Origin of the sequence: Marinobacter sp. (assembly GCF_039977835.1) — a bacterium.
Classification (GTDB): Bacteria; Pseudomonadota; Gammaproteobacteria; order Pseudomonadales; family Oleiphilaceae; genus Marinobacter.
Genome location: NZ_JBDWCL010000004.1, coordinates 89,237 through 115,434, shown reverse-complemented (window position 1 = coordinate 115,434; position 26,198 = coordinate 89,237). Strand labels below are relative to the sequence as shown.

The following is a 26,198-nucleotide window of genomic DNA, read 5'->3' as shown; positions in this document are numbered from 1 at the left end:
CCTGTCTTTGCAAACGTTTTTCATTGCTCTTGATCACTACCAGCCACAGGCGTCCTGCAGTGGCTTGAGAGTGTCGCGGAAACCGGTCAGGTCAAACATCAGCCCATCAACGACGCCGCTGGATGAGGCCACGGCCACCCTGGATGAGGCGGCCATATTCCGGACTGTGCGGATTGCGGGCAGCCCACGGCCGCCGCTGATGACAAAACCATCGTCCCGGACCCGCCAGATCTGCCGGCCCTGGCCGAAATCAACGGTGACACGTTCTTCCTTCACGGCTTCCGGCAGCATCAGTGTGAGCTCGGTGATGTTGTTGTGACACTGAACCGCGAGCAGTGGCCTTGGCGGTTTCACCCCGAGGGCACTGAGCGTGAGCAGATGCCCGGCCAGTTCTGCGGTATCACGGTAGAGCGGACCATCCCCCGGCCTTCGACGCTGTTCCTGCGCGAAGGCCTGGCGCCAGCGTTCGGGCTGGTTGCCACTGCTGATGTTTTCAATCACTACGGCCACCGGGGTACCAAACACCTCATCAAAGCAGGCCAGCCGTTCCAGGCGCTGGCTTTCGGTGGTGCAGTCCCGGGCGGCTGCCAGTTGCTGACCGGTATCCGCACCGACAGCCAGGGAAGACGTCATACCGACGGCGCAGAACGCAGCGGCACGTAGGCGGTTACTTCTGGTAAACGGATTCACGCTTCTGTCACCTGATACTTCAGACATTTATGGGCCAGGGTACGCTTGGGCAGCCCCAGGCTTTCTGCAGCCTGGGCACGATTGCCACCATATTGGCGCAACCGTTCACGGATGATGGCGGCTTCGAAAGCCTGGGCCGCAGCCCTTAGGTCATCCACTGCGTCCACCTGGGGGAGACCCGGAACCATCTGTGACTGAAAGTCACCGACAACACAGGTTTCCTGATTTGGGAAAAGATCGTCCAGCCGCAATACTTCTGGCTGGATATCGTCACCAACCGGTGTCTGCAGGCAGGCGAACTCGACAATGTTGCGTAATTCGCGAGCATTGCCAGGGAAGCTGTAACCCGCAAGCATACTGAGCGCGTGGCTGCTGATACCCATGGGGCCAACGCCTTCACGAGCAGTGTATTCGCGGATGAAATGCCGACACAGGGGCTCCAGATCTTCTGGCCGCTCCCGCAGGGGTTTAACCCACAGCGGGAACTGGCTGAGGCGATAGAACAGGTCCCGACGAAAGCTTCCGCTCTCAATACAGTTGCTCAGTGGCTGATGGGTTGCCGCCACCAGACGGAAATCGGAATGCTCTTCCTGCTGCGCCCCGAGGGGGCGGAAGCGACGGCTTTCCAGTACCCGCAGCAGTTTGGACTGCAGCGCCATGGGCATGTCGCCGATTTCGTCCAGGAACAGAGTGCCACCGTTCGCCTGCGCCAACAGACCTTCCTTGGCCCGGTCGGCACCGGAGAAAGCGCCCCTGGTGTGGCCGAAGAGTTCGCTTTCCAGCAGCGAGTCCGGAATGGCGGCGCAGTTAACAACGACCATAGGCCCTGCGGCCCGGTCCGAGAAGCGGTGAATGCCCTCGGCCACCAGGTCCTTGCCGCAGCCGGTTTCGCCCTGTACCAGCACCGAAAGCTGGCTGCCGGCCGCCCTGACAATCTGGGCACGCAGGTTGGTCATGGCTTTGGAGTTGCCAACCAGGGTGTTCGCCAGTTGTTCACAGCGCTGGCGCACGGCTTCGGCGTCGTGTAGGTGATCGAGGGAGCGTTTGAGCATGCGGCGTTGCCAGACCTGGTCGCTGGTTTTTAGTTGGCTGACCCACTGGTGGGACAAGAGTGTCAGCAAACCCCGGTATAAAGGTTGGGCGGTGATGCCGTCCCACTCGGGCTCTTCATTGCAGAGCACGAGTATGCCGAGCGTGCGGCCGTCTTCGCCTTTGATGGGCTCCAGCCAGAATGAACGGGGGCGGTTGCTGGCTTCCACCAGGGCGTGAAAACCGTGGTGGTCCAGGCGGTAGCTGGCGGCCCGTGAGAGCTCCCTGGGTTTGCCTTGCTGCAGCAGGTGGGCAAAGGGGTGGCTGAAATCGCCGCAGTCGAATTCGCCATGCTCGCCCAAGGCCGCACAGTGTAATGTGCGCCCGCTGAGGTCGAGTTCCAACGTCCAGCAGCGGCTGAGGCCGAAGGTGTTTTCCAGTTGCCGTGAGGCGACTTTCAGCAGGGTTGGCAGGTTGTCCTGGCGGAGCAGTTCAACCGCCAGGTCTATGCCGGTGTGCAACTCCGTCTGCATCCGTCCCATTCTTTTTCTTCCCTGTATTGGTTGTTCGCCGACCGCGTACCCTGTGGTTCGGCTTTCCAAAACACGCTGTGAATACATCCCTGTACGCTCCGCTCCGCCATCCATGGCTCCGCAGGGTATTTGGAAAGCCGAACCACAGGGCCCGCTACCTTCCAGCTGCCTTATGCAACAACCCCGGTGAATTTGTTGTTCTGGACGCCCAGCGTCACTCTTGTGACCGGCTCTCTCGCTGCCAGCTTCTCGAGCAATGCGAGCGAGACCGAAGGCAGCAGTTCACCTTCGATGATTGACTCCAGCATTCGCGCACCGTTTTCACTGCGGGTGGCGCGGCTGCGGATGGCTTCCACCAGGCCACCTTCCAGTTCCACTGTGGTGTGGTAACGGTCGCCGATCTGGGTGGCCAGGCGGTCGAGTTTGTCGCCAACAATGCGATTGAGGGTTTCCTCGCCCAGCGGCAGGTAGGGCACGACTTCCATGCGCGCCAGCAGTGCCGGTTTGAAGAAATCGGCCAGTTCCGGGTACAGCGCTTCTTCGATTTTTTCGGGCTCGTCCGAGTGTTTGACGATGGTCTGGTAGCCCAGGTTCGAGGTGAGGAAGAACACCACGTTCTTGCAGTCGATCACGCGGCCTTCGCCGTCGGCCAGTTCGCCTTTATCGAAGGCCTGGTAGAACAGGTTGAGCACTTCCGGGTGGGCTTTTTCGACTTCGTCGAGCAGCACGACTGAATAGGGCTTCTGGCGGATGGCTTCGGTGAGGATGCCGCCTTCGCCGAAGCCCACGTAGCCCGGCGGTGAGCCAATCAGGCGGGACACGGTGTGCTTCTCCTGGTACTCGGACATGTTGATGGTGGTGAGGAACTGGCGGCCGCCGTAGAGCAATTCGGCCAGTTGCACCACGGTTTCGGTTTTACCAACACCGCTGGGGCCGGCCAACAGGAAGGCACCCATGGGTCGACCCGGGCGACGCAGGTCGGCGCGGGCGGTGAGCAGGTGCTGGTGCAGTGCGCCAATGGCGGTGTCCTGGCCCTTGATGTGGGATTGCAGGTATTCCGGCAGGCGGGTGATTTTTTCCAGTTCGTCGGCGGTCATGCGGTTGACCGGAATCCCGGTCCAGTCGGCGATGACTTCGGCCACCTGGCGGGCGTCGACACGGGCATGTACCAGTGGCTCGTCGGCCTGCAGCTCTTCCAGTTCCTGTTCGATGGCGGCGGCTTCGCTTTTCAGGTCGGGGCGCTCTTCGTTGGTTTCCGGCGTGGTGTCTTCCGCTGATACGTCCGCGTCAGCATCGACAGTGTCCTCGCTCAGCAATTGCTCACGAATGTCCACGAGGCGCGCCACCAGTTCCCGCTGGTCGTTCCAGCGCTGTTCCAGCTCTTCCGCTTCCACTCGCAGGGTCTCCAGCCTCGCGACCAGTTCTTCCTCGCGGTGTTGGTCGATGGTCTGCCCGAGGGTCTGCTCACGCGTCATCAGTTCCTGCTCCATGCCCAGCTGGTGCAGTTCACTGCGCACGTGGCTTAGGCGGCGCGGAGGCGTACTGAGGTTGAGGCTGACCCGGGCGCAGGCGGTGTCGAGTACGTCGATGGCCTTATCCGGCAGCTGACGGCCAGCCAGGTAGCGCGCCGACATGTCGGCTGCGGCTTTCAGGGCGCTGTCGGCGATCAGGACCTGATGTGCCTTTTCGTAGACGGTGCGCAGGCCACGGAGGATGTGAACCGCCTGGGCCGGCGTAGGCTCATCCAGCGCAACGGGCTGGAAGCGGCGGCTCAGGGCCGGGTCTTTCTCGAAGTATTTCTTGTACTCGCGCCAGGTGGTGGCCGCGATGGTGCGCAGTTCGCCGCGGGCCAGGGCCGGTTTGAGCAGGTTGGCGGCGTCGGAGCCACCTTCGCTGTTGCCGGCACCGATCAGGGTGTGGGCTTCGTCGATAAACAGGATGATGGGCGTCGCGGAGCTTTTCACCGCTTCAATCACACCTTTCAGACGTTTTTCGAACTCACCTTTTACCGAGGCGCCAGCCTGCAGGGCGCCCATGTCCAGGGTCCACAGTTCCACGCCCGTCAGGCGCTCCGGCACATCGCCATTGACGATACGCAGTGCCAGGCCTTCAACAACGGCGCTTTTGCCCACGCCGGCATCGCCGACCACAATGGGATTGTTCTTGCGACGACGACAGAGGATGTCGATCATCTGGTCGATTTCCGCGTCGCGGCACACCACCGGGTCCAGCTTTTTATCGCGAGCCAGATTGGTGAAGTCGGTGGCGTAACGCTTGAGCGGGTCCATGTCCACCTGCGCCTGATTGGCGGCACTGGGGCCATGCTCGGCGCGGGGCTGTTCGATCGAGCCGCGGGTCATGGAATCGAACTGGCGGCGCAGTTGTTCGCGGTTGATGTCTTTCAGACGCTGGCTGACCTGGGGCATCAGATAGCGGTCCGCGTTCATCAGCAATGCCAGCATGATGGCACCGGAGCGCAGGTCGGTGTGGCCAAGTTCGGTGGAGGCAATCAGCCAGGCATCCTGCAGCAGCTCGATCAGCAACGGCGAGAACGACGGGTATGGCTCGGCAGACTGGGGCTCGCCGTTCAGGCTGTCCCCAACTACCGGCTGCAGAGTGTGGTGGTCAATACCGGTGCTGTCCAGAATCTGGCGCACATCCGTAAACGGTGTCTCCAGCAGCTTGAACAGCAGGTGGGAGGGAGTGATTTCCGCACCCTGGCGACTGATACACAGGGCCGCCGAGCTTTCCATTCCCTGGCGACAAATCTCGTTGAGGCGCCCAATCAGCGCCGGCAGTTCTACCCGAATCACAGTGATCTCCTTATTTCGGGAGTTGTTCCAGTACGCTGAGCACATCCCTGATGCGTTCGTTCAGCGCTATGTTGTAAAGCGTGTATACCCCGGCCATGGCGGCCACAAAGAGTCCGCCAATGCCCCATAGGGGAAGGCCAGTTCGAAGCCGGTTGCGAGCCGGGGTTACGTTGTCCAGTGCGCGGGTCAGCGGCTGCGGTTCCTCGTCGCGACGCAACCCGCGAATCTGTTCGTACAACCCGCGGATAATCTGTTCGTATTCGTCCCGGCCGTTGGTCATCACCTTGTAGCGGCCTTCGAATCCCAGGCACAGGCACAGGTAGATGAACTCCAGCATGTCGCGGTAACGTTCCGGTTCCTGCTCCATGCGGGCGGTGATGGCGAACACCTTCTCGCCACCCCAGGTTTCGTTGTGGAAGCGGGACAGCAACGAATGCTGGGACCACACGCTGTGGGCACCCCAATCGGTGCCCAGAACGGCTTCGTCGATAAAGGCGCAGAGTACGTAGCGATAGGCCACCACGGTCGGCCGCTCGTAACCCTGCTCCACCAGCTCCCGGTCGATGGCGGCCACTTCGTCCACCACCTGTTGGTACAGGTTTTCCACACCGTGGAAATCCGCCAGCCGGCGCACCCGGATAACCAGCCCCAGCAGGGGCGTGGCGGCATCAATCAGCCGGTTATCCTCCAGGCCCCGCAGCTGGAACTGATCATTACCGAAGCCCTGGTCTCCCACGCGACCATCGCGGTTGCTGTCCGCAAACATCAGGTCATCAAACGCACTGCCACCTGTTTCCGTGTTGCCATTGGGTGAATCCATCACCGGTGCATCTGCCATGATCTAGCTCCTGATTGCCCAGAACTGCATTTCCATTCCCGGGAAACTGCCGGCCACGTGGAACGCAAAGCCGCTGGCGTTGTCGAGCATCTGCCAGGCCTGGCTCTGGTCGTCCAACCGGAAGTACACGAACCCGGCGTGATACGGCAACTGACGGGGCGCCACCGGAAGGGCCGACAGCGGAATTCCCGGCAATTGCAGACTGATGAGATCGCGGATTTTCTCCACCGACGCCACCTTGCACTGCTGGGTGAACTGCTTGCGCAGGTCGTCGAGCGGCATGTCCGCCTTCACTGCCAGAATGAACTCGGCCTGGCCGATCAGCTGTGCATCCTGGATCGGCGCCACCGTGAGGCCGTACTGGCGTTGCTGCAGCTGGATAGCCAGCGCGCGTGGCTCCAGCACCGTGCTGAGGGACTGCCTCAGTACCTGCATCAGCGGCGTGAACGAGTCCTCCGGCAGGTCGTGATCGTAGGCGGCGTACTCCTGGGGCAGGCGGTTCTCATCGGTGAAGGTCACCAGCTCGCCGCACAATTCCAGTAACGCCTCGTAGAGACGCTCCGGGTGTAACTGCCGCAGCCGCGCCAGGTGCAGGAAGCGGGGATGGGCACGGTTGAGCATCTGCAGCAGCATGAAATCCGCCACGTCTGCCACACCGCCCTGCCCGGGAGCGCCCACGCGCTCGGCAATGTTCTTGGCCCGTTCCCGCATCAATCCGGCCATTTCCCCCACGAACCGCTGCAACCGGGGCGCCGCCCGCACGCTGAGCATGGTGGGGAGGAAGTTCGGGTCCATCACCAGGCTGCCGTCCGGGCGCTTTTCCAGGATCCGGCCAATCGCCAGGGCCGCGTAGGCACTGCGATCATCCCGTTCCAGCATCAGCTTCGGGGCCACTCGTGCGACGTCGATGGTGTGGGAATCGCCATCAATGGAATGCAAATCCCGGATTTCTTCACTCTGGGCACGGAAACGGCCGGCGATGGCAGCTTCTGGCCACTCCACTTCCGCCAGGCTCTCGCTGCCCAGCGGCAGGGCCAGGTACACCACCTGGTTGGCCACGGAGGCGTCGGTGATTTCCAGGGGCTCTGGCATCACATCGTCCTGGGGCAGGCAAAAACGGGTGCCATCCGGAAACAGACCGCTGGCCCTCACCAGGCCCACCCGGCCAAAGCTCAGGTATTCAGCGTTGAGCTCCAGGTCACTGAAACCATAGAGGTAATCAGAAACCGCCAGGGCCCGTTCGTTGATCTGGTGCTCCAGGTAACGTTGTTGCTGCTGGAAATGCTGGGGCTTGATGAACAACCCATCACTCCAGACGACTCTATTGGTTGCAGACATCAGGATTCATCCGACCTTCTGAGTGTGACTTCACGCTCGCGGAGGTTGACCAGCAGGTGGTAGCGACCTCCGATGGGGTCCACCTTCACCACCTTTTTCCACTGGGACAGGTTTGGGTAGGCGTAGAAGGCGATCACGCCGATAAAGCGCGTGTCTTCGGCAATTTCAAAAGGCTCGATAAACTTGAACTGTCCCGGCACCAGGGTGTAATCGCTGTGATCTACGTAGTTGCGGCCCAGTGATGGCTCCAGTTCACCCAGCAACTGGTCAAAATCCGCCGCCATCAACCGTGAGCTGTCCCGCATCTCGATGATCTGGAACGCAATGGGTGTGGGGGCCAGGGATTCGTTGGGGTTCACATCCGGCTCCGCCAGCATGGTCAGATCCACCCGGCTGGGCAGGTCTTCCGGGTAACCCACGGGGATCTCCGGGTCCCACATGACCTTGGCGGTTTTGGTAACCGCATTGTAGGGGGTGCTACACCCCACCAAAACGAGAATGGCGACCAGCAAACTCCATTTGCAGTACTTCACGACAGGTTCTCCCTCTGTAATTGACGCAGTTGTTGATCGTAAGCCTGTTCGAACACCTCCTGAAAAAGACGCTCGAAACCCTGCTGACGACTGGAACTCAGTTCCCGGTAATAGTGTTGGTACATCTCCCATGCCCAGTTGCCCTCGTCTTCATCGGTTTTCAGCCCGCGGCGATAACCGTGGAAACGGCGCAGCAACGCCTCTGGTGAGAAGGCGTGAAGAATGGCCTCCAGCCCCTCGCGGATGGCAGTCTGGGTGGCCACCTGATGCTGATGAAGGCTTTGCAGGCTCTCGCTTACCGCCGCCGGGGCGGACAGATGAACCGGACTGCGCTGGCTGGCGAACAGGGTCTGCACGGTATCGTTATAGTCCTCGCCCAGTCGCAACGGGTTGTCCTCGATGGGCTGGAGGCGGGTGCGCAGGGCCTGGTGTCGGCTATCTTCACCCTGGTGAAGCCTTAACAGACCCTCCACCGTCGCTTTCAGGGTCTGGCCGGCCTCTTCCAAGAAAAGGCGCATCTCATCGCTGTCGGCAAAGCCCAGGTCAGTGTCCATGCCGCGCAACAGCGGCGCGCCGCTGATGTGCTGTCGGCTCTGGTCATTGGCCTCCCGGCGACGCGCCGGCTTGTTGGTCTCGGACATGCTGTCACGCTCTCCTTTTCGCATGGGCAACCCCATGGCTACATCACGGTTCTCACGGTATTCGTCGGTGACGACGCCCTCGCGGGCGTGCCACTGCGGCTTGTCTGCCAGCAGGGAGTCTCGCTCACGGTTAGCGTCCTCCTCGAAGTTACGGTTTTCCTCACGTGTGTCGGTCCAGGCCTGCAACGGGTCATCGCTGAAGGTTTCGCCTGGTGCCGGCTGCAGGCCGTGCAGAGGTTCATCACCAACGGCCTCCAGTTCGCGCTTTTCTGCACGTATCAGCTGACCTTCATCCACATTGACCAGGGTGGTGTCCTCTAGCTCCTCCGGCAGGGCCCCGTTATGGCGGGGGTCATCAAGCATCTCCGCCTTGAGCTGATAACGACCGATGGTGATGATATCGCCGGTCTTCAGGCGGGCCCGGCGACCACGACCCACTGGCTGAGTGGCGCTGTTGACGTAGGTGCGGCCACTACGGTCGATCAGGCAGAATACGCCGTCCATAAACCGCACTTCCGCGTGGCCGGCCACAGCGCCGGTGCGGTGGGAGGACAGTTGCCAGGTGTCGCTGCCGGCACTGCCAATCGAGCCACCAGTGACGCTGAACACATGTTCCCGCGCCAGGCCACTGGCCACCTGGGTGGGGTTGCTAACCACCAGCTTCAGGCTGCGGGTTGATTGATGTTCCATATCCGGTTTCCTTTTACACAATCCGTTGTGAGTTCAGCGGCGTATCTGAAGCCGCACCGCTGGCAGCTTCCGGGCCTTTTCCGGCGTTACAAACGAGTTCCAGCCCAGCCGGACATCCGCCCCCAGTTGCATCGGTTTGACGTCCCGGGGTCGCATCTGCAGTTCCAGGTCGTAGGCGAGCTGTTCACGGGTAACAAACTCCACCAGTTTCACCAGCCGGTCGTGATCTTCCCCATTGGGTAGGAAGTCCGCGAACCGCCGGCGGTCCAGGTTGCGGACTCGCAGGATGAACTTGCCACTGCGATCACGAATACCGGAACCCACCAGGGTATCCTGGCCCAGGGAGGCGTTGGCCTGCCCCAGACGGGTTTGCTGGTCCTTCGGAATGGCCACCCGGCGCAATACCCACTGCTCAATGCCCACATCGTCAAGGTCGAAACAGTGGCCGATAATGCCGCTCACAACCTCCGGCGAGCGGCTGCGCCCTGCCATCATCCCGGCGTAAGCCAGCATCTTCGACCAGTTGACCGGCGTTGCCGCCCTGACCTGCGGATCTCCCAGGCCAACCAGAGAAAAGATGTGCTCGGAAAAGCCGTCCGATGCTTCCGGCCGGAACCTCACGTAATAGCGATACTTGCGCCAGGCCCGGTGAAACAGGGTCACCAGCCGGTGATTGAAAAAGTCCAGAAAATGGCGCCGTATGCCCAGGTTCTGCCCTGCTTCCCAGGCCAGATCTTCCAGGTAGTAACCAGGCAGAGGCGACTGGGAGCCGTGCAACCCCAGAAAACTGACTTCCAGCTGGTAGGGGGCGTGCTCGTGTTCCGGCGACGCCGCCGACACCACATCACTGCCGGGAAATCCGAGCCCCGCAGATGCCGAGAAACGAATACGCTCCCGCTGGGGCTGTTCGTCCTGGAATCGCTCCAGATCATCACCATGATGACGATGGATCAGGTCTACCAGCTGGAAAAAGCTGTAGCGTCGCGCATTGCCCAGAACGGGCTGCAGCTCGGCTACATCAGAGGCTGTTGGCCTTGTTGTAACGTCCATGTATACCGTTCCTGGTTGTCTGTATTCACCACTTCCAGTTGGTGAAAGGCGTTAATACTGGCGTAAAGTGCAAAAAACTGGCTGAGTACTGTGCCGAACAGGTAAAGATCTCCCTCAGACGCAAAAGATTGCTGGTCCAGACGCATCACCGAACGGATACCCCGCACCGGCAATCCTCGAACCATACGGTCCACCGGCGTGGTTTCGATATCCAGAATACCGGCCAGGCGTTTCTGGGATACCCGTTCCGCCTGGCGATCCACCAGCGCACGGAAATCATAGACCCGCAGCACCGTTCGCAGCGCATCCACATCCAGCAGCGACAGATAGTTCAGCGACAGGTTGGAGATCAGTGTCCACAACAGGCTGCCATCCAGGGTCGGCCGCAGGGTGTGCGTGGGCCGGGTAATGTTGCTGAACGACGCAAAGGCAGGCGTTGTCTCCGTCGCCATGCAAATCTCCCCCACCGCCAGTTGATGCGGCAACTGCCGGTTGGTGCAGGTGAGAGTCAGTGATACCGCTTCCTGGCGGTTCAGGCATTCAGACTCATCGCCGCGCACGAAGGAAATATAGTGGTCAAAGCCATCCCCGCGCACACTCTCCCGAGCCTTCACCCGGTAGTAGAGGGCAGTGCGGCCACGATCCCGCTCCACCTCGTGCTGAAAACTCTCAAACGCGGTATACAACCGCGGCTCCCCGCGCCCGGACCGGCCTTCCAGCCAGCCCTCTACCTGCTCGATGCTGAACACCTCATAGTGCTCCGGCGAGCGACTGGACGGCGCAATCCGGTACTCCGTCTGGCGTCCATTCAGATCCACCGGATCGGCCTCATGAGTAAACAGGTTGATGGCCGGCGTGCAGTAAAGCTGGAAATTCTCCGCACGAATCTTCGCATCCGGCGGCAGAATCCGGCTGAAGTGGAAACGCAGGCTGACTTCATCCGCCTGCACCGCCGGCAACCGTGTTTTCAGCCCCTGTATATCCACAAAACGGAAGGCTTCGGGAAAGCTCAGGAACTCCTGCAGAATCCGATAACCCGGATAGGCGTTCTTGGGGTACGGCAGCAGGGCCTCGTCATTGGCAAACCCGACGGGCTTCAACTGACTGGCCGGAATGGAAAACACCGAATCCCCGACCACCAGTTCCATGCGCTGCAGATAATGGTTCAGCCACAGGTACAGCGTCTCGGAAATATGGCTCTCGCCGCCCAGATAAAAACGCAGGTTGTCCAGGCCCAGCGACGACAGCGGCTGGTCGGTGTGCAACGCCAGGTCCACGGTCACGGAAGACACTTCCCGTGAGTGCTCTGCATGGGCATCCGCCACACTCACCGGAAACACATCCACCGCCCGACAGGTACGAAACCGACACTGGGTCTGGCGCGTGGTGTCGCCCAGTGGTCGGCTCTTGATCTCGGTATGCCGATCCACTCGCTGGCGTTCACTGATGGCATGCAGTTGCGGATCAAACCGCATGATGGTGCAACTGGGCACCGGCCGGAGGTAATTCGGCCACAGCATGTTCAGCAGCGAATGCGTCAGTTCTGGAAACTCGTCCTCGACCTTCTCACGGAGCTTCCCGGTCAGAAACGCGAAGCCTTCCAGCAGCCGTTCGACATCCGGGTCAGTACTCTGCTCAGAAAGAAACCGGGTCAACTGAGGATGCGCATCCGCAAACTCCCGACCCTGTAGCCTGAGAAAACTCAGTTCGTCCCTGTAAAATCGATTCAACTTCATAACGACTACTACACCAAAGTCCGATCGAGGAGGATGGGGATGCCTTTTCTGCCGGGAAAAAGGTGTCTGAGCGAAGCGAGTTCTTTTTCCCAGAAGAAAAGGTATCGCCGTCCCCCTCTGACTCCGAGTGGCAGTGTACTCAGGCTTCCAAAAGACGCTGCAAGCCCTTCCATGGGCGCTTGGGCTCCGCCATCCATGGCTCCGCACACTTTTGGAAGCCTGACTACACCCCCACTCTCATCCATGTCTTCAAGCTACTCCGATTGACGTTAAATCACCCGGTAGTAGCGCTTGTCATCCAATAACAAATCAATGGTCGTTTTATCGTCTTCAGAACCCACCTTCAGGTAGACCGTCACCTGGAACCGCAGCTGCAACGGATCCGGCCCCTGGGGCATCGCCATCACATCCACCCGGCTCACCCTGGGCTCAAACTTCTCAATACACTGCCGTATGGCACTTCGAATACGAATGCTCAGGTCATGGGTACCGAGCGTGGCGTCGTTGAAATCCACCAGCCCCAGGTCTGGCACGCTTTCACTGTTGCCCGGATGGGCGTTCAGCAGGCGAACCAGGTGGCGCTTGATGGAGTCCACCACATGGGTCACTTGCCCCATGCTTTGCCCGGCGGGTTCGGCAGCCTGCTCCAGTCGCTCGAACAGGCTGCCGCCCGAAGCCTGAACACCGTCAGCACCGGTGTTCCTGAACACGGATTAGTCCTTGTCCAGACGGCCGACGAGTGACAGCTCGAAGTTCGCACCCATGTACTTGAAGTGCGGACGAACCGCCAGGGAGACCGAGTACCAGCCCGGATCGCCTTCCACGTCGGAAACGATCACCTTGGCGGCGCGCAGCGGGCGACGGCTGCGAACATCCGCCGGCGGGTTTTCCTGGTCGGCCACGTACTGGCGAATCCAGGTGTTCAGTTCCCGCTCCAGGTCCTGACGCTCTTTCCAGGAACCGATCTGCTCACGCTGCAGCACCTTGATGTAGTGCGCCAGGCGGTTGACGATCATCATGTAAGGCAGTTGCGTACCCAGCTTGTAGTTGGTCTCCGCTTCCTTACCTTCCTTGGTGTTCGGGAACTGCTTGGGCTTCTGCACCGAGTTGGCGGAGAAGAAGGCCGCGTTGTCACTGCCCTTGCGCATGGTCAGGGCGATGAAACCTTCGTCGGCCATTTCGTATTCGCGACGGTCGGTGATCAGCACCTCGGTCGGGATCTTGGCTTCCAGCTGGCCGAAGGATTCAAAGGTATGAACCGGCAGATCTTCCACGGAACCACCGCTTTGCGGGCCGATGATATTCGGGCACCAGCGGTATTTGGCAAAGCTTTCGGTGAGGCGCGTGGCCAGCAGGTAGGCCGTGTTGCCCCACAGGTAATGCTCATGGTCGCCGGACACATCTTCCTTGTAGTTGAAGCTGCGTACCGGGTTTTCGGTGGGATCATAAGGCACACGCAGAAGGAAGCGGGGAGATGTCAGCCCCAGGTAACGGGCGTCTTCCGACTCGCGCAGGGAGCGCCATTTGGCGTATTTCGGGCCTTCGAAGACGGCTTTCAGTTCCTTGATGGCCGGCAGCTCCTGGTAGCTGTCCACGCCGAAGAAGGATGGCGCAACCGAGGACAGGAACGGCGCATGAGCCATGGCACCCACGGAAGACACGTACTGCAGCAGCTTCATATCCGGGGTGGAGGGGGTAAACGCGTAGTTACCGACTACGGCGCCCACCGGCTCACCGCCAAACTGGCCGTATTCGGTGGAGTAAATGTGCTTGTAGAAACCGGTCTGGGTTACGTCGGGCGCAAACTCGAAGTCTTCCAGCAATTCGGTCTTGGTGGCGTGGAGAATGTCCACCTTGATATTCTCGCGGAAGTCCGTGCGGTCGACCATCAGTTTCAGGCCGCGCCAGGAGGATTCCAGTTCCTGCAGCTTCGGCGCGTGCAGGATTTCATCCATCTGGGCGCTGATCTTACGGTCGAGCTCGACCACCATCTGGTCAACCAGAGCCTTGTTGACCGGCTGGCCTTTCTCTTCGCTTTTCAGCAGGTTGGAGATAAACGTTGCCACGCCGCGGCGGGCGACATCGTATCCTTCATCGGCGGGCGCCATGCGACTGTTGGCCATTACCTGGTCCAGCAGTGAGCCTTCCGCAGCAGCTTCGGAGGCAGCAGATTGCTGCTCAGCAGTATCAGACATACCACATCCCTTCAGTACGTTTTAATAGAAAAGTGAAACCTGCCAGCAATGGCAGAATTCGAATCAAGAGGCCGGGTTATTCGCCGCTTTCGTCCGTGGCCAGCTCAAGCTCCTGAAGGAGTTTGTCGCGGGCGTCATCGTTGTCCAGCAGTTCCTGCAGCTTGGAACGAAACGATGGCACGTTACCCAACGGGCCCTTGAGGGCAACCAGTGCTTCACGAAGCTCAATCAGCTTCTTCAGCTCCGGCACCTGGCGGGAAATACTATCCGGGGAAAAGTCGTCCAGGGTCTGGAATTCGAGGTTGACCGGCAGTTCTTCGGCTTCTTCGTCCAGCTTGTTGGTGACCGTGGTGGAGAGGGTAAGACCGGCTTCAGACATCACAGAACGGAAGTTGTTCTTGTCGACGGAAATCGCCTTGCGGTCTTCGATCGGAGTTTCTTCGGCCTGCCCCTTGAAGTCACCAACGACAAACATCTTCAGCGGTAGCTCTGTTTCAGCCTGCTGATCTCCGGTGGCGGGGACATACTTGATATTGATGCGCTCTTTAGGCGCGACGGAACCGTCTTTTGAAGACATGCGCTTGCTCCCTGTTGTCCATGTGCAAACTCAGTTGCTGTATTACAGTCCTTTGTGCGCACCGTCCTGGCACGCTACGGGCAAAACTTTACACAGAATTAATCAGGCACTCAAGCAAAAACTGGCCAGCTCCTGGCAAAAATCCGGTCGCAGGCAAGGAATTGCCAAGTTGTCGATGTTTTGGCCAAATCGTGCCGTCAGTGACGTTAATGCGGGGGCGACTGGAAAGATCGGCCAATGACGGCAGCATGACGTCTGGATATACTCTGACTGACCATGAGTTACGGATTCAATATCAAATAAGGACTCCCACATGAGTGACCTGAAAACCCGTTTTGACGAAGCTGTAAACTACATTCAGAACGCAGAGGGCGATTTCAAGCCGTCCAACGAACTGAAACTGGAGTTCTACGCCCTCTACAAGCAGGCCACCGAAGGCGATGTCAGCGGCAAACGCCCGGGCATGATGGATTTCGTTGGCCGCGCCAAGTACGACGCCTGGGAAAAGGTAAAGGGCACGTCTTCCGAGGAAGCCATGCAGCAGTATATCGACAAACTGGAAGCCCTGAAGTAACCACGCAGCCAGTCATGCAAGGGGAGCGACAACCGCAACGGAAGTTGTTCCCTGTCAATTCTCCCGGTGAAAGTTTTTGCGACGGTCAAACGATTGTCATAAGATGCGCGCAACATAAGAACAACAATTCACACGGAAGACGCACCATGGATATTACCGAGGCGCTGGAACAGTCGCAGCCCGGCCTTGTCAGTCGAGTGACTGGCGCCATCCGCAAACACCAGCTTAACCATCGCGCAGAACAGACCTACCTCCACTGGATTTCCCGGTTCGTGCTTTTCCACAACCTGAAAAATCCCGATGCCCTGCAGCCGGATGATCGGCAGCTCTTCCTGGTGTATCTGAGTGAGCGCCTGCAGGTATCACGGGCACGCATGAATCAGGCAAAGCAGGCGTTGGCGTTTTTTTACGAGGATGTGCTGGGCAGGACCGAGCCGGACGGAATCGCTGCCGCGTGAGCCAGAATGGTGTGAGAATTAACGCTCGGTGGTTGTAGTATTGAACGCACCATAGTTCCGGTTGGTCGGGGGCCGGATAATATAGTTGTCGCCGTGGGTCTGTCCGGGAATGGACTTGGGATTGCTGAAACGGAATTCCACCGGAATTTCGTTGCGCCCGAGATCCGTGCGTGGGTCACGGGGTTGCAGGGCGAGAGGATCAAGATAGAAGTCCTCGTCCGTTCGCGGCTGTACCGGTACACCGGCCGCCGGCGCCTCCAGCCCACCTTCGATCACGGTGTTGGCCAGAGACTCTTCCTCCATGGAACGGAAAGGAATGGTTTCCAGGGTTGAGCGTTCCTCATAACTGAATGCGTCACCTTCAACGGGATCTTCCCCGGTTTGCGCCCGCACCAGCGGTGATAGCACCAAAGCCAGCGCCACAAGCCCGATGGCCGTCCTGATTGAATCGAATCCGCCCATAACCATTACCTTTTATTGTTCCCTGTCGTGCCCGGGCATCCATAAATCATGCGGACGCGACTCAAGCTGACAATTTTTGATCAGTCTATCGCCAAACACGACAAAAAACCCGGGCGGGCGCCAGTTTTGTGACACTCCTCACTTGTCGGGCGTGATTGGCTCGTAACGAATGCCGGTAATGACAACATGGTCCCAGCCATCCGGCGTGCGCACGCCCACTTCATCATCAATACGCTTGCCCAGGAGGGCGCGGGCCATGGGAGAGTCAATACTGAGATAGCCCCGAGACAGGTCGAACTCATCGGGCCCGACCAGTCGATAGGTGCTTTCAGCACCCTCGTCGCTCTCGATAGTCACCCAGGCACCAAAGAACACCTTATGCCGGTCATCCGGCAGCCGGTCCACCACCGTCAGCTCGTCCAGCCTTTTGCTGAGAAAACGAACGCGCCGATCAATTTCCCGAAGCTGTTTCTTGCCATAGATATACTCGGCGTTCTCTGATCGGTCACCCTGGGCGGCGGCTTCACGTACGGCCTGGGTGACCTCCGGGCGTTTCTCTTTCCAGAGGTAGCGCAGCTCTTCACGCAGGGCGCTTTCGCCCTCCGCTGTTATGTAGCGGGTTCTGGCCATAGGAAAATCATCGTGTAGAAATAAAAAAACCCCGTAAAAACGGGGTAAGGCTAGCGCTGTGCTGGAGGGAGAAGCAAGCGGAGTTTCCACTGGCTTCCATAACTACACCCTCTATTTTGCACAGTCGAGGTTACACCGCAGTGGCCGCACGATTACGTTTTCTTCAGGGCGGGAATTAGGTTGTTCACTCTAGAGAGTAGCGGTAACGTCCGGACTAGTTAAGTCTACTAACAAGTGAAGCACTTATTGCTCGATATTTTCCGAACAAACGGGGCACCCGACATGAATACACGAAAACTGATCAACACAGCATTGAACGGCCTGGACAGGCTCGGTTACCAGCTGGATCAGTATGGCATTACCGGCAGGTTGAACCGCCACAACCTGGCCGCGTTCATCATGCTGGAACAGAAGCATCTGGAAGGCGAGTGGGACAGCATTCAGGCCAGGTTTGATCGTCGCCGGTCACAGTTTGACGGTCTGCTCACCGCGATCGAAACCCGTACCGACCCGCTGATCAAGCCTCTGCTCAGTCGTGTACATCAATTCAGGGGTGTTTCCGGCCACTGATCAGGCGCCTTTGAGCTCGCCCGAAGACGCCTGTTCTCCAGCTTCCGATACCGGCAGCGTCTGGGTATCCTTGAGGCGTTTCCGGTTCGGGGAATAGGCAGGCAGACGAACGGTCACCATTAGCCCCGGGTACTCTTCTCCAGGATGGTGATCGCTCAGGTATATAATTCCCTGGTGGATCTCGGCCACGGCACTGACAAGACTGAGGCCGAGGCCGTTCCCCGGCAGTGAGCGGCTTTTACCCACCCGGTAGAAGCGCTGGAAGACCTGGTCTTTTTCTTCGTCGGGAATGCCAATACCGCTATCCCCCACCTCGAAAATCGCATCCGCCCCTTCCTTGCGAACACTGACGCGAATCTTCCCCTGTTCGGGCGTGTACTTGATGGCGTTGTCGATGAGGTTGCTGACCATCTGGAACAACAGATCCCGGTCCCCCTCGATCACCACTTTCTCCTGCAGCGACTGCTCGAAATCCTGCTCCTTGTCTTCCGCCAGCGCCTCGTAGAGTTCGCAGGCATCGCTGACCAGCTCACCAAGGGACACCTGTTTCATATCCGCCGCATTGCCACGGGTTTCCAGACGCGCAATTCTCAGCAGGGCATTGAAGGTGGCCAACAATTGATCCGCCTCCGCCACCGCTTTGCCCGCCTGATCCCGTGCTTCGTCGTTGTCCACCGACATCAGGGTGTTTTCAAGCTGGTTGCGCAACCGGGTCAGAGGTGTTCTCAAGTCGTGGGCAATGCTGTCGGACACGTGGCGTATACCTTCCATCAGGTACACAATCCGGTCCAACATCTGGTTGAGGTTTTCAGCCAGCTGGTCGAAATCGTCGTCGGTGCCCCGGGTAGGAATCCGTAAAGACAGGTGCCCGTTCATAATTCGCCGGGACGTACTATTGATTACCTCAATCCGCCGGGTGGTGCTTCGGCTCATCAGAAATCCACCGAGCAGGGCCAGGGCCAGGGTTATTCCCATACCCCAGTTGATGGCCGTTTCGATCACCTTTTTCAGATTGGTCAGTTCATCCACATCACGACCAACCAGCAAGCGCAGGCCGCCCTGCACCTCGAAGATACGTGCACGGGCAAGACGCTCAGGGCCGGTCCAGCCGACCGAATCATCCAGTGTGAAATTGATCCAGCCACTTTCCGAGCGTGAGCCTTGCGGCCAGGTTTCTATATTGCCGGCAAGCTTGAGAAAGTCGTCGGTGGTGAGCAGGTAAATGGATTTGGCGTTAGGGTCGCGGGCAACGCGTTCGCGAATAATGGAAATCAGCCCATTGATACCGCTGCCGCGATATTGCTCAGCGAGGCCGGCAATCTCAGCCTCGATGGTTTCATCGGTCTGGGCAGTCATGAACCCGGCTGTACGCCAGTAGATAAACGCCAACAACAGAAAAACCGAGGTGGCGAACACCACCATATACAGCAGGGCTAACTGGAACGATGAAGTTCTGAGCTGGCTAAGCAGTTTCACGCAACATGTATCCTGCGCCCCGGATAGTCTGCAGCAATGGGGTATCGAACTCCTTGTCGATTTTCGCCCGCAGACGGCTGATATGCACATCAATCACATTGGTCTGCGGGTCGAAGTGGTAGTCCCATACCTTTTCCAGCAGCATGGTGCGGGTGACCACCTGCCCGGCATTGCGCATCAGGTATTCCAGCAAACGGAACTCCCGGGGCTGAACGTCAATATTGTGCCCTGCCCGCTTGACAGTCCTGGCCAGCAGGTCCATTTCCAGATCCGCTACCTTCAGCACAGTCTCGGTTTCGGCGGACTGACGATTACGGCGCACCAGGGATTCGATCCGGGCCAGCAGTTCGGTAAAGGAGAAGGGCTTGGTCAGGTAATCATCGCCGCCGCCCCGCAGACCTTCCACACGGTCATCCACATCCCCCAGCGCACTGAGGATCAGCACTGGCACCTGGTTGCCGGTGGCCCGTACCGTTTTGATAATTGACAGGCCGTCCATACCCGGAAGCATGCGATCGACAATCATGATGTCGTAATCTTCGCTGGCGGCCATCATCATTCCATCCTTGCCATCCGCCGCATGATCAACGACAAAATCAGACTCTTTCAGCCCTTTAACAAGGTAGTTTGCCACGTCCTGATCGTCTTCAATTACCAGTGCTTTCACCGGTTATCCTCCTGATTAGCGGATTACATTAACAGCTAGGGTACGAAGAACATCGGTTGCCGACCAGTTACGATCTTGTAAGAGGGTGTCGCCAACGGCGACGGTCACGCTCTATGCCGAAACCAGCCCAGACTTGCCGCCGTGTCGCTCCTGGGGCGATATTCCGCGCTCACCCAGCCACCATACCCCATGCGGTCAAGAGCCGCGAAAACATTCCAAAAGTTAATCTCCCCGGTACCAGGCTCATGACGCCCGGGATTATCCGCAAACTGGATATGGGCAATCCACGGCAACAGGCACTCCACCGTGCGGATCAGATCCCCTTCCATAATCTGCATGTGGTAAAGGTCGTACTGCAGTTTAACGTTGCCAGCATCAACCGCCTCAATCAACTGTATCACCCGCGCGGAGTTATCCAGGAAGAATCCCGGTATATCCACCCTTGAGTTGATGGCCTCCAGGCACAGGGTGATGCCTTCGTCCTCAAGCCGGGCAGCGGCGTATGTCACATTATCCACCAGCGTTTGCCAGGCCAGTGACTCATCCATGGCGGCAGGGCAGATGCCCGCCAGACAGTTGACCTGTTTACAGTTCAGGGCCCGGGCATAACGAATGGCCTGGTCCACACCCGCCCTGAATTCATCCACACGGTCGGGCAGGCAAGCGATGCCTCGCTCACCAGCGCCCCAGTCGCCGGGCGGCAGGTTGAACAGCACCTGGGTCAAGCCGTTTGCTTCAAGTTCGTGCCTGAGATCCTCTTCCCGCCATTCATAAGGGAACAGGTACTCCACACCGGTAAATCCAGCCTCCCGCGCCACCCGGAAACGGTCCAGAAAATCCACCTCGGTGAACAGCATGGAGAGATTGGCAGCAAATACAGGCATGGCTTATCCCCTACGTTTAATGGCCGGCGAGGAGCCCAACAGCGCGCCATTCAGATGTTCCAGTTCCAGCAACAGACCGCTGTGGTCCACATCACTGTGCCCGTTGGCGACGAGGCTCTGATATTCATTGTGTACCTGCTGCGCCAGCGGCAGAGTCAGTCCTTCCGAGCGCGCCTCGTCCAGAATCATACGCAGATCCTTGAGCTGGATACGCGCAGGCGCACCGGGGGAGAAATCACGCTCGATCATTCTCTGGCCATGAAGCTCCAGAATACGGCTGCCTGCAAAGCCACCCATCAAGGCGTCCCGCACAGCGGCAGGATCAGCCCCGCCTTTCGCAGCCAGCAGTAACGCTTCGGAAACCGCGCCAATGGTAATACCCACGATGGCCTGATTGGCCAGCTTGGCCAGTTGTCCGGCACCGACGGGACCAATCGGGGTGCACTTCCCCAATACTTCGAAAACCGGCATCACCCCTTCAATGTCTGCTTCAGAACCGCCGGCCATGATACTCAGAGTCGCCTGTTCAGCTCCCACGGTTCCACCCGATACCGGCGCATCGACATAGCTCGCACCCTGTTCATGAGCCAGGCCCGCGTGACGGCGTGCCAGCGAAGGCTGAACCGAACTCATGTCAATATACACCGCTCCGGCCCTGAGTGCGCTGATGCCGCCCTGCGCCACCATCACGCTGTCCACCACATCGCCGTTTTCCAGCATGGTGATCACCACATCGGCATTGCGAACAGCATCTTCAGGAGAGTTGGCAATGCTGGCCTCGCCTACAAAGGGCTCGCACTTGCTCGAGGTCCGGTTCCACAAAGTCATTGGGAAACCGGCGTTCAGAAGGTTACGAACCATGGGGGTACCCATAAGCCCGACACCTAAAAAGGCAAGGTGCAAACGTTTATTGGTCATGACTCGTTGGTCCCTGAATCAAAGCTCGATTATACAAACAAAAACGCCACCGACCCCGTGAGGGTGGTGGCGTTCTGACAAAAAGCCCGAGTTGTTTCTGGCTTATGCGACAGCTTCTTCCGTCGTCATCTGCGCCCGAATCTTCTTCATGGCGTTCTTTTCCAACTGACGGATACGCTCGGCAGAGACGCCATACCTGTCAGCCAGTTCATGCAGCGTGGACTTGCTGTCAGACAACCAGCGCTCACGCAGGATGTCCTGGCTACGTTCGTCCAACAACTCCAACGCAGACATCAGGCGACCGTTAGAATCATCCGTCCAGTCCGACTGCTCCAGTTGAGTGGCCGGGTTGCTGCGGTGATCCTCCAGATAATACGCCGGAGCCTGGTAGGCATTGTCGTCATCGTCGTCCTGGGGCCCGTCAAACGCAGTATCATGGGAGGCCAGACGACCCTCCATTTCACGAACAACCTTTGGCTCTACACCAAGATCGCTGGCGACAGCGTTCACTTCATCATGGCTCAGCCACGCCAAGCGCTTCTTCTGGCTGCGAAGGTTAAAGAACAGCTTGCGCTGGGCCTTGGTGGTTGCGACCTTCACGATACGCCAGTTACGCAGAATGAACTCGTGAATCTCCGCCTTGATCCAGTGCACTGCAAAGGAGACCAGGCGTACACCATATTCCGGGTTAAAACGCTTGACCGCTTTCATCAGGCCCACATTGCCTTCCTGGATCAGATCGGCCTGGGAGAGACCATAACCGGCATAACTGCGGGCAATATGGATCACGAAGCGCAGATGCGAAAGCACCAGCTCACGGGCAGCATCCACATCACCTTCGTAATGCAGCCGCTCTGAAAGCTTGCGCTCCTCCTCTACAGAAAGCACCGGTATACGGCTGGCGGCCTGTATATAGGACTCCAGATTCGCGCCCGGAACCAGTCTGTCGAGGACCTGTAGATTCGTACCCATATTTTCTCCTCCGAACATGACGGCCAGTAAATATAACAACTCGCACTGTGACCGCCAAGTACCCTGAAAGTTCCCTGAATTCCCGTTAAAACGTTTTAAATCAACAAACTGGGAATTTGCTCACTGCTTCAATCTGATTTCAAGCTACCCCGAAAGCACAGATGTTTTCAATACGGCATTACCGAAACCGGAGATCACCCGCCGGCTATTTCGCCAGGCTCAATATCATCAAGGTGACGCTTGACGGCTACCCAAGCTCCCAACCAGCCTAGCAGCATGGCGGCAATTATCAACGCCAGCGCCCCGTCAAACGTCAGACCGTTAAGAGAGAATTCGCTGCGGTAAAGCCCTGCCAGGCGCTCAACCGGACCGCTGAGCCACCAGAGCGATATCTGAAGCAGCAGCCACGCAACTATACCACCCCCAAGACCAAACCAGGCACCGGTGTACAGAAATGGGCGGCGCACGAAGGCATCTGTGCCACCTACCAGTTTCGCCACCAGAATTTCGTCACGGCGGTTTTCAATGGCCAGGCGCACGGTATTACCGATCACCAGCACCACCGCAGCGGCCAGCAACAGGGCCAGGGCCCATACCGCACGGCCCAGAAGGTCGGTCATCGCATTCAGCCGCTGCAACCACCCCAGGTCCACCTGCACACGCTCCACACCGTCCAGCCCTTCAATCACCGTCAACAGCATCTCCACACCGTCGGCAGTGCGGGAACTTTCACTGGGCGTAACCAGCAACGTATGGGGCAACGGATTCTCGTTAAGGTAATCCAGGGCATCTTCAAGACCGGAAGAAGCACGGAATTCATCCAGCGCCGCATCCCGGTCGATCAACTCCACTTCAGCCACGCGGCTGTCATCAGAGACCGTTGCCTTAAGGGCCTGAGCCTCCTCTATAGAGACGGCCTCGTTCAGATAGGCCGTCACCCGGGCGGAGCTTTCCCAGCCAGCGCTGACGCCTTCCAGGCTGGCCAAGAGCAACATCAGTGCCACCGGTAATGCCAGGGCCACGCCCATAACCGTCCAGGTCATCATACTGGCAATCGGAGACTGCCACAGCCGCTGGGCGCTGTCCCGGGCAACTTTGCGGTGATGGCTCAGGTAGCTCTCGGCCTGTTCGCGCCACGGCGAGCGAGCACTTTTCGCACCCCGGGTCTGTTGTCTGCGGGGATCGTTAGCCATGCAGTCCCCCCGCAACCCCGACCCCAGACACCAGCCGGCCGTGATCCAGCGTCAGCGTGCGACGCCGAAGATCGTTGATCAGGGCAATATCGTGGGAGGCGATCAATACCGTAACCCCCACCTGGCTGAATTCCGTAAACAGCCGCATGATGTCAGCAGAAAGCTCGGGGTCCAGATTACCGGTGGGCTCGTCCGCCAGCAAAACCGGTGGCTTGTTCACGACGGCCCGGGCAATACCCACCCGTTGCTGCTCTCCGCCGGAAAGCTGCAGCGGGTTCATCTTTTCCTTGCTAAGCAGCCCCACCTTGTCCAGCGCGGCACGAACGCGTCTGCCGATATCCCGGGCAGGCGTGCCCATCACCTCCAGTGGCATGGCCACGTTGTCGAACACAGTGCGGTCAAACAATAACTGGTGGTTCTGGAACACCACGCCGATGTGGCGGCGGATGTAGGGCACCTGGCGGCGCGGCAAGGTATTGAGCACCTGCCCGCCCACAATCACCTCACCGGCACTGGGGCGCTCCATCACCATGATCAGCTTTAGCAAAGTGCTTTTACCGGCACCGGAGTGGCCGGTAAGAAACGCCAGCTCTCCGCGCTCCAGGCCGAAATTGACCTGCCGCAGCGCGGTATGGTCGCTGTCGTACCGTTTGGTGACCTGATGGAACTCGATCATCGGGGGTTACTTCTCTGGGGTGTTATCAAGAATTTTCGTCAAACAGCGCATCCACGAAAGTGCGGGCATCGAAGCTGCGTAAGTCGTCCACCTGCTCCCCCACACCGATGTAGCGAATGGGTAGCTGCAACTGCCGGGCAATGGCGAACACAATACCACCCTTTGCCGTGCCATCCAGCTTGGTCAGGGTAATACCACTGACACCCACTGCCTGCTGGAATACCTGGGCCTGGCTGAGGGCATTCTGGCCAGTGCCGGCGTCCAGCACCAGCATGACTTCATGGGGAGCGGTATCGTCGAGCTTCTTGATGACCCGAACCACCTTCTCCAGCTCGCTCATCAGGTTGTCCTTGTTCTGGAGGCGGCCAGCGGTATCGGCGATGACCACATCCACCCCGCGAGACTGGGCCGACTGGACGGCATCGAAGATCACTGAAGCACTGTCAGCACCGGTATGCTGGGCCACCACAGGCACGTTGTTGCGCTCGCCCCACACCTGCAACTGCTCCACCGCTGCCGCCCGGAAGGTATCCCCCGCTGCCAGCATTACCGACTTGCCATCACGCTGGAACAGCTTGGTGAGCTTACCGATGGTGGTGGTTTTACCCACCCCATTCACACCCACCATCAAAATCACGTAGGGTTTTTTGGCGGTGTCGATTTCCAGGGGCCTGGTCACATCCGCCAGCAGGCCATGGAGCTCCTCCCGCAGTGCCTTGCGCAGGGCCTCTCCGTCCTTGAGCTGGTTGCGCTGAAGCTTGTCCGTCAATGACTCAATGATTTCCGAAGTAGCGGTAACGCCCACATCTGCCATCAGCAGCGTGGTTTCAATTTCCTCCAGCAGATCCTCATCCACTTTCTTGCCGACGGAGAACAGGTCGGCAAGGCCACCGGTCAGGTTGGCCCGGGTTTTACCCAGACCCTGGCGGATACGCTCGAAAACACTGACCTGAGGCGCCTCAGGCTCCGGGGCTGGCTGAGGCGCCGCCGGAGCTTCCTCCGCAAAGGGAACTTCGGCAACCGGGACACTCTCGTGCTCAGCTTCCTTCCTGTCCTCAGCTTTTGGCACAGCACCTTCGGAGGGTTCCGGCTTTTTCTGGGGCACAGGCTTCGGCCGCGGCACACGCCTGCGGTTGGCGGCCACATCCAGAACAAACACCAGGACAAGAAGGGCCAGAAGGCCGATAGCAATCCACTCTGCCGTCATAGTCATACCATTGGTTGTCGATTCGCGGGATAAAAGAAAGCCGGTATTCTAGCAGACTGGATGCCCTAAGTGATGGCCGCAGGTGACTCACCGGATAAACCTTCGTAACATGGTGCCAACCGCACGCACAGACGCACCGCACCAGCGATCAAGAGACCTTACGGACAATGGCACGCAACCAGAAACCCAGGGCCGCCAGCGGCGGAGGAGAACTCCGCATCATCGGCGGCGACTGGCGCAGCCGCAAACTGCGCTTCCCCGAAGCCGGCGGCGTACGCCCAACCCCCGCCCGCACCCGCGAAACCCTCTTCAACTGGCTGGCATACCACCTCACCGGCAGCCGCTGCCTCGACCTCTTCGCCGGCTCCGGCGCCCTGGGCCTGGAAGCCCTCTCCCGCGGCGCCGGCATAACCGTCTTCGTCGACCACACCCCGGCCCTCGCCCAGGCACTTCGTGGCAACTTGCGGCTGTTGAAATCAGAAATGGGAGAAGTGGTCTGCCAGAACATCGACACCTACCTGGCCCAACCTCCAGCCAGACCCTTCGACATCCTGTTCATGGACCCACCGTTCAGACAAGGCTGGCTGGAAAAGCTGTTTCCGATGATTGCAGATCATGGGTGGGTAAAATCCGGAGGCTGGATCTACGCAGAACACGAAAGCGAGATGTCGACACCAACGCCACCCGCCAACTGGACCCTCCATAGACAGAAAACAGCAGGCCAAGTGACCTACTGCTTGTTCAGAGTGGAAGGATCAGAAGCAACCAACTGAGGAGACCACGCGGGGAGATTTCACCAAGGTCAAATCGGTCTCGGGGTGGGGTGCCTTTTCTGCCGGGAAAAGGTG

General features: G+C 59.0%; 26 protein-coding genes. 4 read left to right on the top strand and 22 right to left on the bottom strand.

Annotated features, from left to right (window positions below):
• Positions 1 to 36: 36 nt before the first annotated feature.
• The 12 genes from vasI to tssB form a co-directional block, all read right to left on the bottom strand.
• Positions 37 to 690 (bottom strand): type VI secretion system-associated protein VasI, encoded by a 654-nt coding sequence (gene vasI / locus ABJM11_RS00990; RefSeq protein ID WP_348294319.1) that lies wholly within the window; start codon positions 688 to 690, stop codon positions 37 to 39.
• Entirely contained in the window at positions 687 to 2,252 is a 1,566-nt protein-coding gene (locus tag ABJM11_RS00985; RefSeq protein ID WP_348294416.1) for a sigma 54-interacting transcriptional regulator, read from the bottom strand. The genes vasI and ABJM11_RS00985 overlap by 4 nt, the downstream gene beginning before the upstream one ends.
• Before the next feature lie 170 nt (positions 2,253 to 2,422).
• On the bottom strand, positions 2,423 to 5,065 hold the full coding sequence (gene tssH, locus ABJM11_RS00980; protein ID WP_348294317.1) for a type VI secretion system ATPase TssH: 2,643 nt from the start codon (positions 5,063 to 5,065) through the stop codon (positions 2,423 to 2,425).
• A 10-nt stretch (positions 5,066 to 5,075) separates the two neighbouring features.
• Positions 5,076 to 5,903 carry a type IVB secretion system protein IcmH/DotU gene (icmH, locus tag ABJM11_RS00975; RefSeq protein ID WP_348294316.1) on the bottom strand — a complete coding sequence of 276 codons (828 nt, stop codon included), beginning with the start codon at positions 5,901 to 5,903 and terminating at the stop codon, positions 5,076 to 5,078.
• A 3-nt stretch (positions 5,904 to 5,906) separates the two neighbouring features.
• Positions 5,907 to 7,241, bottom strand: a complete 1,335-nt coding sequence (tssK, locus tag ABJM11_RS00970) for a type VI secretion system baseplate subunit TssK (RefSeq protein WP_348294315.1) — start codon at positions 7,239 to 7,241, stop codon at positions 5,907 to 5,909.
• Positions 7,241 to 7,774 (bottom strand): type VI secretion system lipoprotein TssJ, encoded by a 534-nt coding sequence (tssJ, locus tag ABJM11_RS00965; protein ID WP_348294313.1) that lies wholly within the window; start codon positions 7,772 to 7,774, stop codon positions 7,241 to 7,243. The genes tssK and tssJ overlap by 1 nt, the downstream gene beginning before the upstream one ends.
• Positions 7,771 to 9,105: a type VI secretion system-associated FHA domain protein TagH gene (gene tagH, locus ABJM11_RS00960; RefSeq protein WP_348294312.1), complete on the bottom strand. Its 1,335-nt coding sequence runs from the start codon at positions 9,103 to 9,105 to the stop codon at positions 7,771 to 7,773. Before tagH ends, tssJ begins: the two co-directional genes overlap by 4 nt.
• Before the next feature lie 33 nt (positions 9,106 to 9,138).
• The gene (gene tssG, locus ABJM11_RS00955) at positions 9,139 to 10,155 is read right to left on the bottom strand and encodes a type VI secretion system baseplate subunit TssG (RefSeq protein WP_348294311.1); all 1,017 of its coding nucleotides are present in this window, start codon (positions 10,153 to 10,155) and stop codon (positions 9,139 to 9,141) included.
• Positions 10,119 to 11,891: a type VI secretion system baseplate subunit TssF gene (tssF, locus tag ABJM11_RS00950; protein ID WP_348294310.1), complete on the bottom strand. Its 1,773-nt coding sequence runs from the start codon at positions 11,889 to 11,891 to the stop codon at positions 10,119 to 10,121. The genes tssG and tssF overlap by 37 nt, the downstream gene beginning before the upstream one ends.
• Before the next feature lie 269 nt (positions 11,892 to 12,160).
• On the bottom strand, positions 12,161 to 12,601 hold the full coding sequence (gene tssE, locus ABJM11_RS00945; RefSeq protein ID WP_348294309.1) for a type VI secretion system baseplate subunit TssE: 441 nt from the start codon (positions 12,599 to 12,601) through the stop codon (positions 12,161 to 12,163).
• 3 nt (positions 12,602 to 12,604) lie between these two features.
• Positions 12,605 to 14,086 carry a type VI secretion system contractile sheath large subunit gene (gene tssC, locus ABJM11_RS00940; RefSeq protein WP_348294307.1) on the bottom strand — a complete coding sequence of 494 codons (1,482 nt, stop codon included), beginning with the start codon at positions 14,084 to 14,086 and terminating at the stop codon, positions 12,605 to 12,607.
• 76 nt (positions 14,087 to 14,162) lie between these two features.
• Positions 14,163 to 14,663 carry a type VI secretion system contractile sheath small subunit gene (tssB, locus tag ABJM11_RS00935; RefSeq protein ID WP_036211254.1) on the bottom strand — a complete coding sequence of 167 codons (501 nt, stop codon included), beginning with the start codon at positions 14,661 to 14,663 and terminating at the stop codon, positions 14,163 to 14,165.
• Positions 14,664 to 14,976: 313 nt separating this feature from the next.
• Here tssB and ABJM11_RS00930 point away from each other — a divergent pair, with 313 nt between their 5' ends.
• Together ABJM11_RS00930 and ABJM11_RS00925 are read left to right on the top strand one after the other, a co-directional pair.
• Positions 14,977 to 15,237 (top strand): acyl-CoA-binding protein, encoded by a 261-nt coding sequence (locus ABJM11_RS00930; protein ID WP_348294305.1) that lies wholly within the window; start codon positions 14,977 to 14,979, stop codon positions 15,235 to 15,237.
• Positions 15,238 to 15,383: 146 nt separating this feature from the next.
• Complete coding sequence (locus ABJM11_RS00925; protein WP_348294303.1) at positions 15,384 to 15,695, top strand: site-specific integrase; 312 nt, start codon at positions 15,384 to 15,386, stop codon at positions 15,693 to 15,695.
• 18 nt (positions 15,696 to 15,713) lie between these two features.
• Here the strand turns inward: ABJM11_RS00925 and ABJM11_RS00920 are convergent, their stop codons facing one another.
• Together ABJM11_RS00920 and greB are read right to left on the bottom strand one after the other, a co-directional pair.
• Positions 15,714 to 16,157 carry a hypothetical protein gene (locus ABJM11_RS00920; protein WP_348294302.1) on the bottom strand — a complete coding sequence of 148 codons (444 nt, stop codon included), beginning with the start codon at positions 16,155 to 16,157 and terminating at the stop codon, positions 15,714 to 15,716.
• 138 nt (positions 16,158 to 16,295) lie between these two features.
• Positions 16,296 to 16,787: a transcription elongation factor GreB gene (gene greB / locus ABJM11_RS00915; protein WP_348294300.1), complete on the bottom strand. Its 492-nt coding sequence runs from the start codon at positions 16,785 to 16,787 to the stop codon at positions 16,296 to 16,298.
• A gap of 282 nt (positions 16,788 to 17,069) precedes the next feature.
• On the opposite strand from greB, the gene ABJM11_RS00910 reads away from it, so the two are divergent.
• Positions 17,070 to 17,357, top strand: a complete 288-nt coding sequence (locus ABJM11_RS00910) for a hypothetical protein (protein ID WP_348294298.1) — start codon at positions 17,070 to 17,072, stop codon at positions 17,355 to 17,357.
• Here the strand turns inward: ABJM11_RS00910 and ABJM11_RS00905 are convergent, their stop codons facing one another.
• From ABJM11_RS00905 to ftsY, 8 genes are all read right to left on the bottom strand, one after another.
• Positions 17,358 to 18,833: a HAMP domain-containing sensor histidine kinase gene (locus ABJM11_RS00905; RefSeq protein ID WP_348294296.1), complete on the bottom strand. Its 1,476-nt coding sequence runs from the start codon at positions 18,831 to 18,833 to the stop codon at positions 17,358 to 17,360.
• The gene (locus tag ABJM11_RS00900; RefSeq protein WP_137436320.1) at positions 18,820 to 19,500 is read right to left on the bottom strand and encodes a response regulator transcription factor; all 681 of its coding nucleotides are present in this window, start codon (positions 19,498 to 19,500) and stop codon (positions 18,820 to 18,822) included. Before ABJM11_RS00900 ends, ABJM11_RS00905 begins: the two co-directional genes overlap by 14 nt.
• A 104-nt stretch (positions 19,501 to 19,604) precedes the next feature.
• A complete protein-coding gene (gene hyi / locus ABJM11_RS00895) occupies positions 19,605 to 20,384 on the bottom strand; it encodes a hydroxypyruvate isomerase (RefSeq protein ID WP_348294294.1) in 780 nt (259 codons plus the stop codon).
• Between the two features lie 3 nt (positions 20,385 to 20,387).
• Positions 20,388 to 21,302 (bottom strand): NAD(P)-dependent oxidoreductase, encoded by a 915-nt coding sequence (locus ABJM11_RS00890; protein WP_348294293.1) that lies wholly within the window; start codon positions 21,300 to 21,302, stop codon positions 20,388 to 20,390.
• Between the two features lie 102 nt (positions 21,303 to 21,404).
• A complete protein-coding gene (rpoH, locus tag ABJM11_RS00885; RefSeq protein WP_348294292.1) occupies positions 21,405 to 22,274 on the bottom strand; it encodes an RNA polymerase sigma factor RpoH in 870 nt (289 codons plus the stop codon).
• A gap of 194 nt (positions 22,275 to 22,468) precedes the next feature.
• Positions 22,469 to 23,467 (bottom strand): permease-like cell division protein FtsX, encoded by a 999-nt coding sequence (gene ftsX, locus ABJM11_RS00880; RefSeq protein WP_348294290.1) that lies wholly within the window; start codon positions 23,465 to 23,467, stop codon positions 22,469 to 22,471.
• Positions 23,460 to 24,143 (bottom strand): cell division ATP-binding protein FtsE, encoded by a 684-nt coding sequence (gene ftsE / locus ABJM11_RS00875; protein WP_348294288.1) that lies wholly within the window; start codon positions 24,141 to 24,143, stop codon positions 23,460 to 23,462. The genes ftsX and ftsE overlap by 8 nt, the downstream gene beginning before the upstream one ends.
• A gap of 25 nt (positions 24,144 to 24,168) precedes the next feature.
• Positions 24,169 to 25,350 carry a signal recognition particle-docking protein FtsY gene (ftsY, locus tag ABJM11_RS00870; protein WP_348294286.1) on the bottom strand — a complete coding sequence of 394 codons (1,182 nt, stop codon included), beginning with the start codon at positions 25,348 to 25,350 and terminating at the stop codon, positions 24,169 to 24,171.
• Positions 25,351 to 25,517: 167 nt separating this feature from the next.
• Between ftsY and rsmD the strand changes: the two genes are divergently transcribed.
• Positions 25,518 to 26,123: a 16S rRNA (guanine(966)-N(2))-methyltransferase RsmD gene (rsmD, locus tag ABJM11_RS00865; protein WP_348294284.1), complete on the top strand. Its 606-nt coding sequence runs from the start codon at positions 25,518 to 25,520 to the stop codon at positions 26,121 to 26,123.
• The last annotated feature ends 75 nt before the right edge of the window (positions 26,124 to 26,198 follow it).

What these genes read in the sequence shown, in the direction of transcription:
- tssB (WP_036211254.1), bottom strand. Translation starts at nt 14,663, where the DNA reads ATGTCTTCAAAAGACGGTTCCGTCGCGCCTAAAGAGCGCATCAATATC.
- ABJM11_RS00930 (WP_348294305.1), top strand. Translation starts at nt 14,977, where the DNA reads ATGAGTGACCTGAAAACCCGTTTTGACGAAGCTGTAAACTACATTCAG.
- ABJM11_RS00910 (WP_348294298.1), top strand. Translation starts at nt 17,070, where the DNA reads ATGAATACACGAAAACTGATCAACACAGCATTGAACGGCCTGGACAGG.
- tssG (WP_348294311.1), bottom strand. Translation starts at nt 10,155, where the DNA reads ATGGACGTTACAACAAGGCCAACAGCCTCTGATGTAGCCGAGCTGCAG.
- ftsE (WP_348294288.1), bottom strand. Translation starts at nt 24,143, where the DNA reads ATGATCGAGTTCCATCAGGTCACCAAACGGTACGACAGCGACCATACC.
- ABJM11_RS00890 (WP_348294293.1), bottom strand. Translation starts at nt 21,302, where the DNA reads ATGACCAATAAACGTTTGCACCTTGCCTTTTTAGGTGTCGGGCTTATG.
- tssK (WP_348294315.1), bottom strand. Translation starts at nt 7,241, where the DNA reads ATGTCTGCAACCAATAGAGTCGTCTGGAGTGATGGGTTGTTCATCAAG.
- tssF (WP_348294310.1), bottom strand. Translation starts at nt 11,891, where the DNA reads ATGAAGTTGAATCGATTTTACAGGGACGAACTGAGTTTTCTCAGGCTA.
- ABJM11_RS00925 (WP_348294303.1), top strand. Translation starts at nt 15,384, where the DNA reads ATGGATATTACCGAGGCGCTGGAACAGTCGCAGCCCGGCCTTGTCAGT.
- tagH (WP_348294312.1), bottom strand. Translation starts at nt 9,105, where the DNA reads ATGGAACATCAATCAACCCGCAGCCTGAAGCTGGTGGTTAGCAACCCC.
- ftsX (WP_348294290.1), bottom strand. Translation starts at nt 23,467, where the DNA reads ATGGCTAACGATCCCCGCAGACAACAGACCCGGGGTGCGAAAAGTGCT.
- rpoH (WP_348294292.1), bottom strand. Translation starts at nt 22,274, where the DNA reads ATGGGTACGAATCTACAGGTCCTCGACAGACTGGTTCCGGGCGCGAAT.
- hyi (WP_348294294.1), bottom strand. Translation starts at nt 20,384, where the DNA reads ATGCCTGTATTTGCTGCCAATCTCTCCATGCTGTTCACCGAGGTGGAT.
- ABJM11_RS00985 (WP_348294416.1), bottom strand. Translation starts at nt 2,252, where the DNA reads ATGCAGACGGAGTTGCACACCGGCATAGACCTGGCGGTTGAACTGCTC.
- ftsY (WP_348294286.1), bottom strand. Translation starts at nt 25,350, where the DNA reads ATGACGGCAGAGTGGATTGCTATCGGCCTTCTGGCCCTTCTTGTCCTG.
- greB (WP_348294300.1), bottom strand. Translation starts at nt 16,787, where the DNA reads ATGGCCAGAACCCGCTACATAACAGCGGAGGGCGAAAGCGCCCTGCGT.
- tssC (WP_348294307.1), bottom strand. Translation starts at nt 14,086, where the DNA reads ATGTCTGATACTGCTGAGCAGCAATCTGCTGCCTCCGAAGCTGCTGCG.
- ABJM11_RS00920 (WP_348294302.1), bottom strand. Translation starts at nt 16,157, where the DNA reads ATGGGCGGATTCGATTCAATCAGGACGGCCATCGGGCTTGTGGCGCTG.
- rsmD (WP_348294284.1), top strand. Translation starts at nt 25,518, where the DNA reads ATGGCACGCAACCAGAAACCCAGGGCCGCCAGCGGCGGAGGAGAACTC.
- icmH (WP_348294316.1), bottom strand. Translation starts at nt 5,903, where the DNA reads ATGGCAGATGCACCGGTGATGGATTCACCCAATGGCAACACGGAAACA.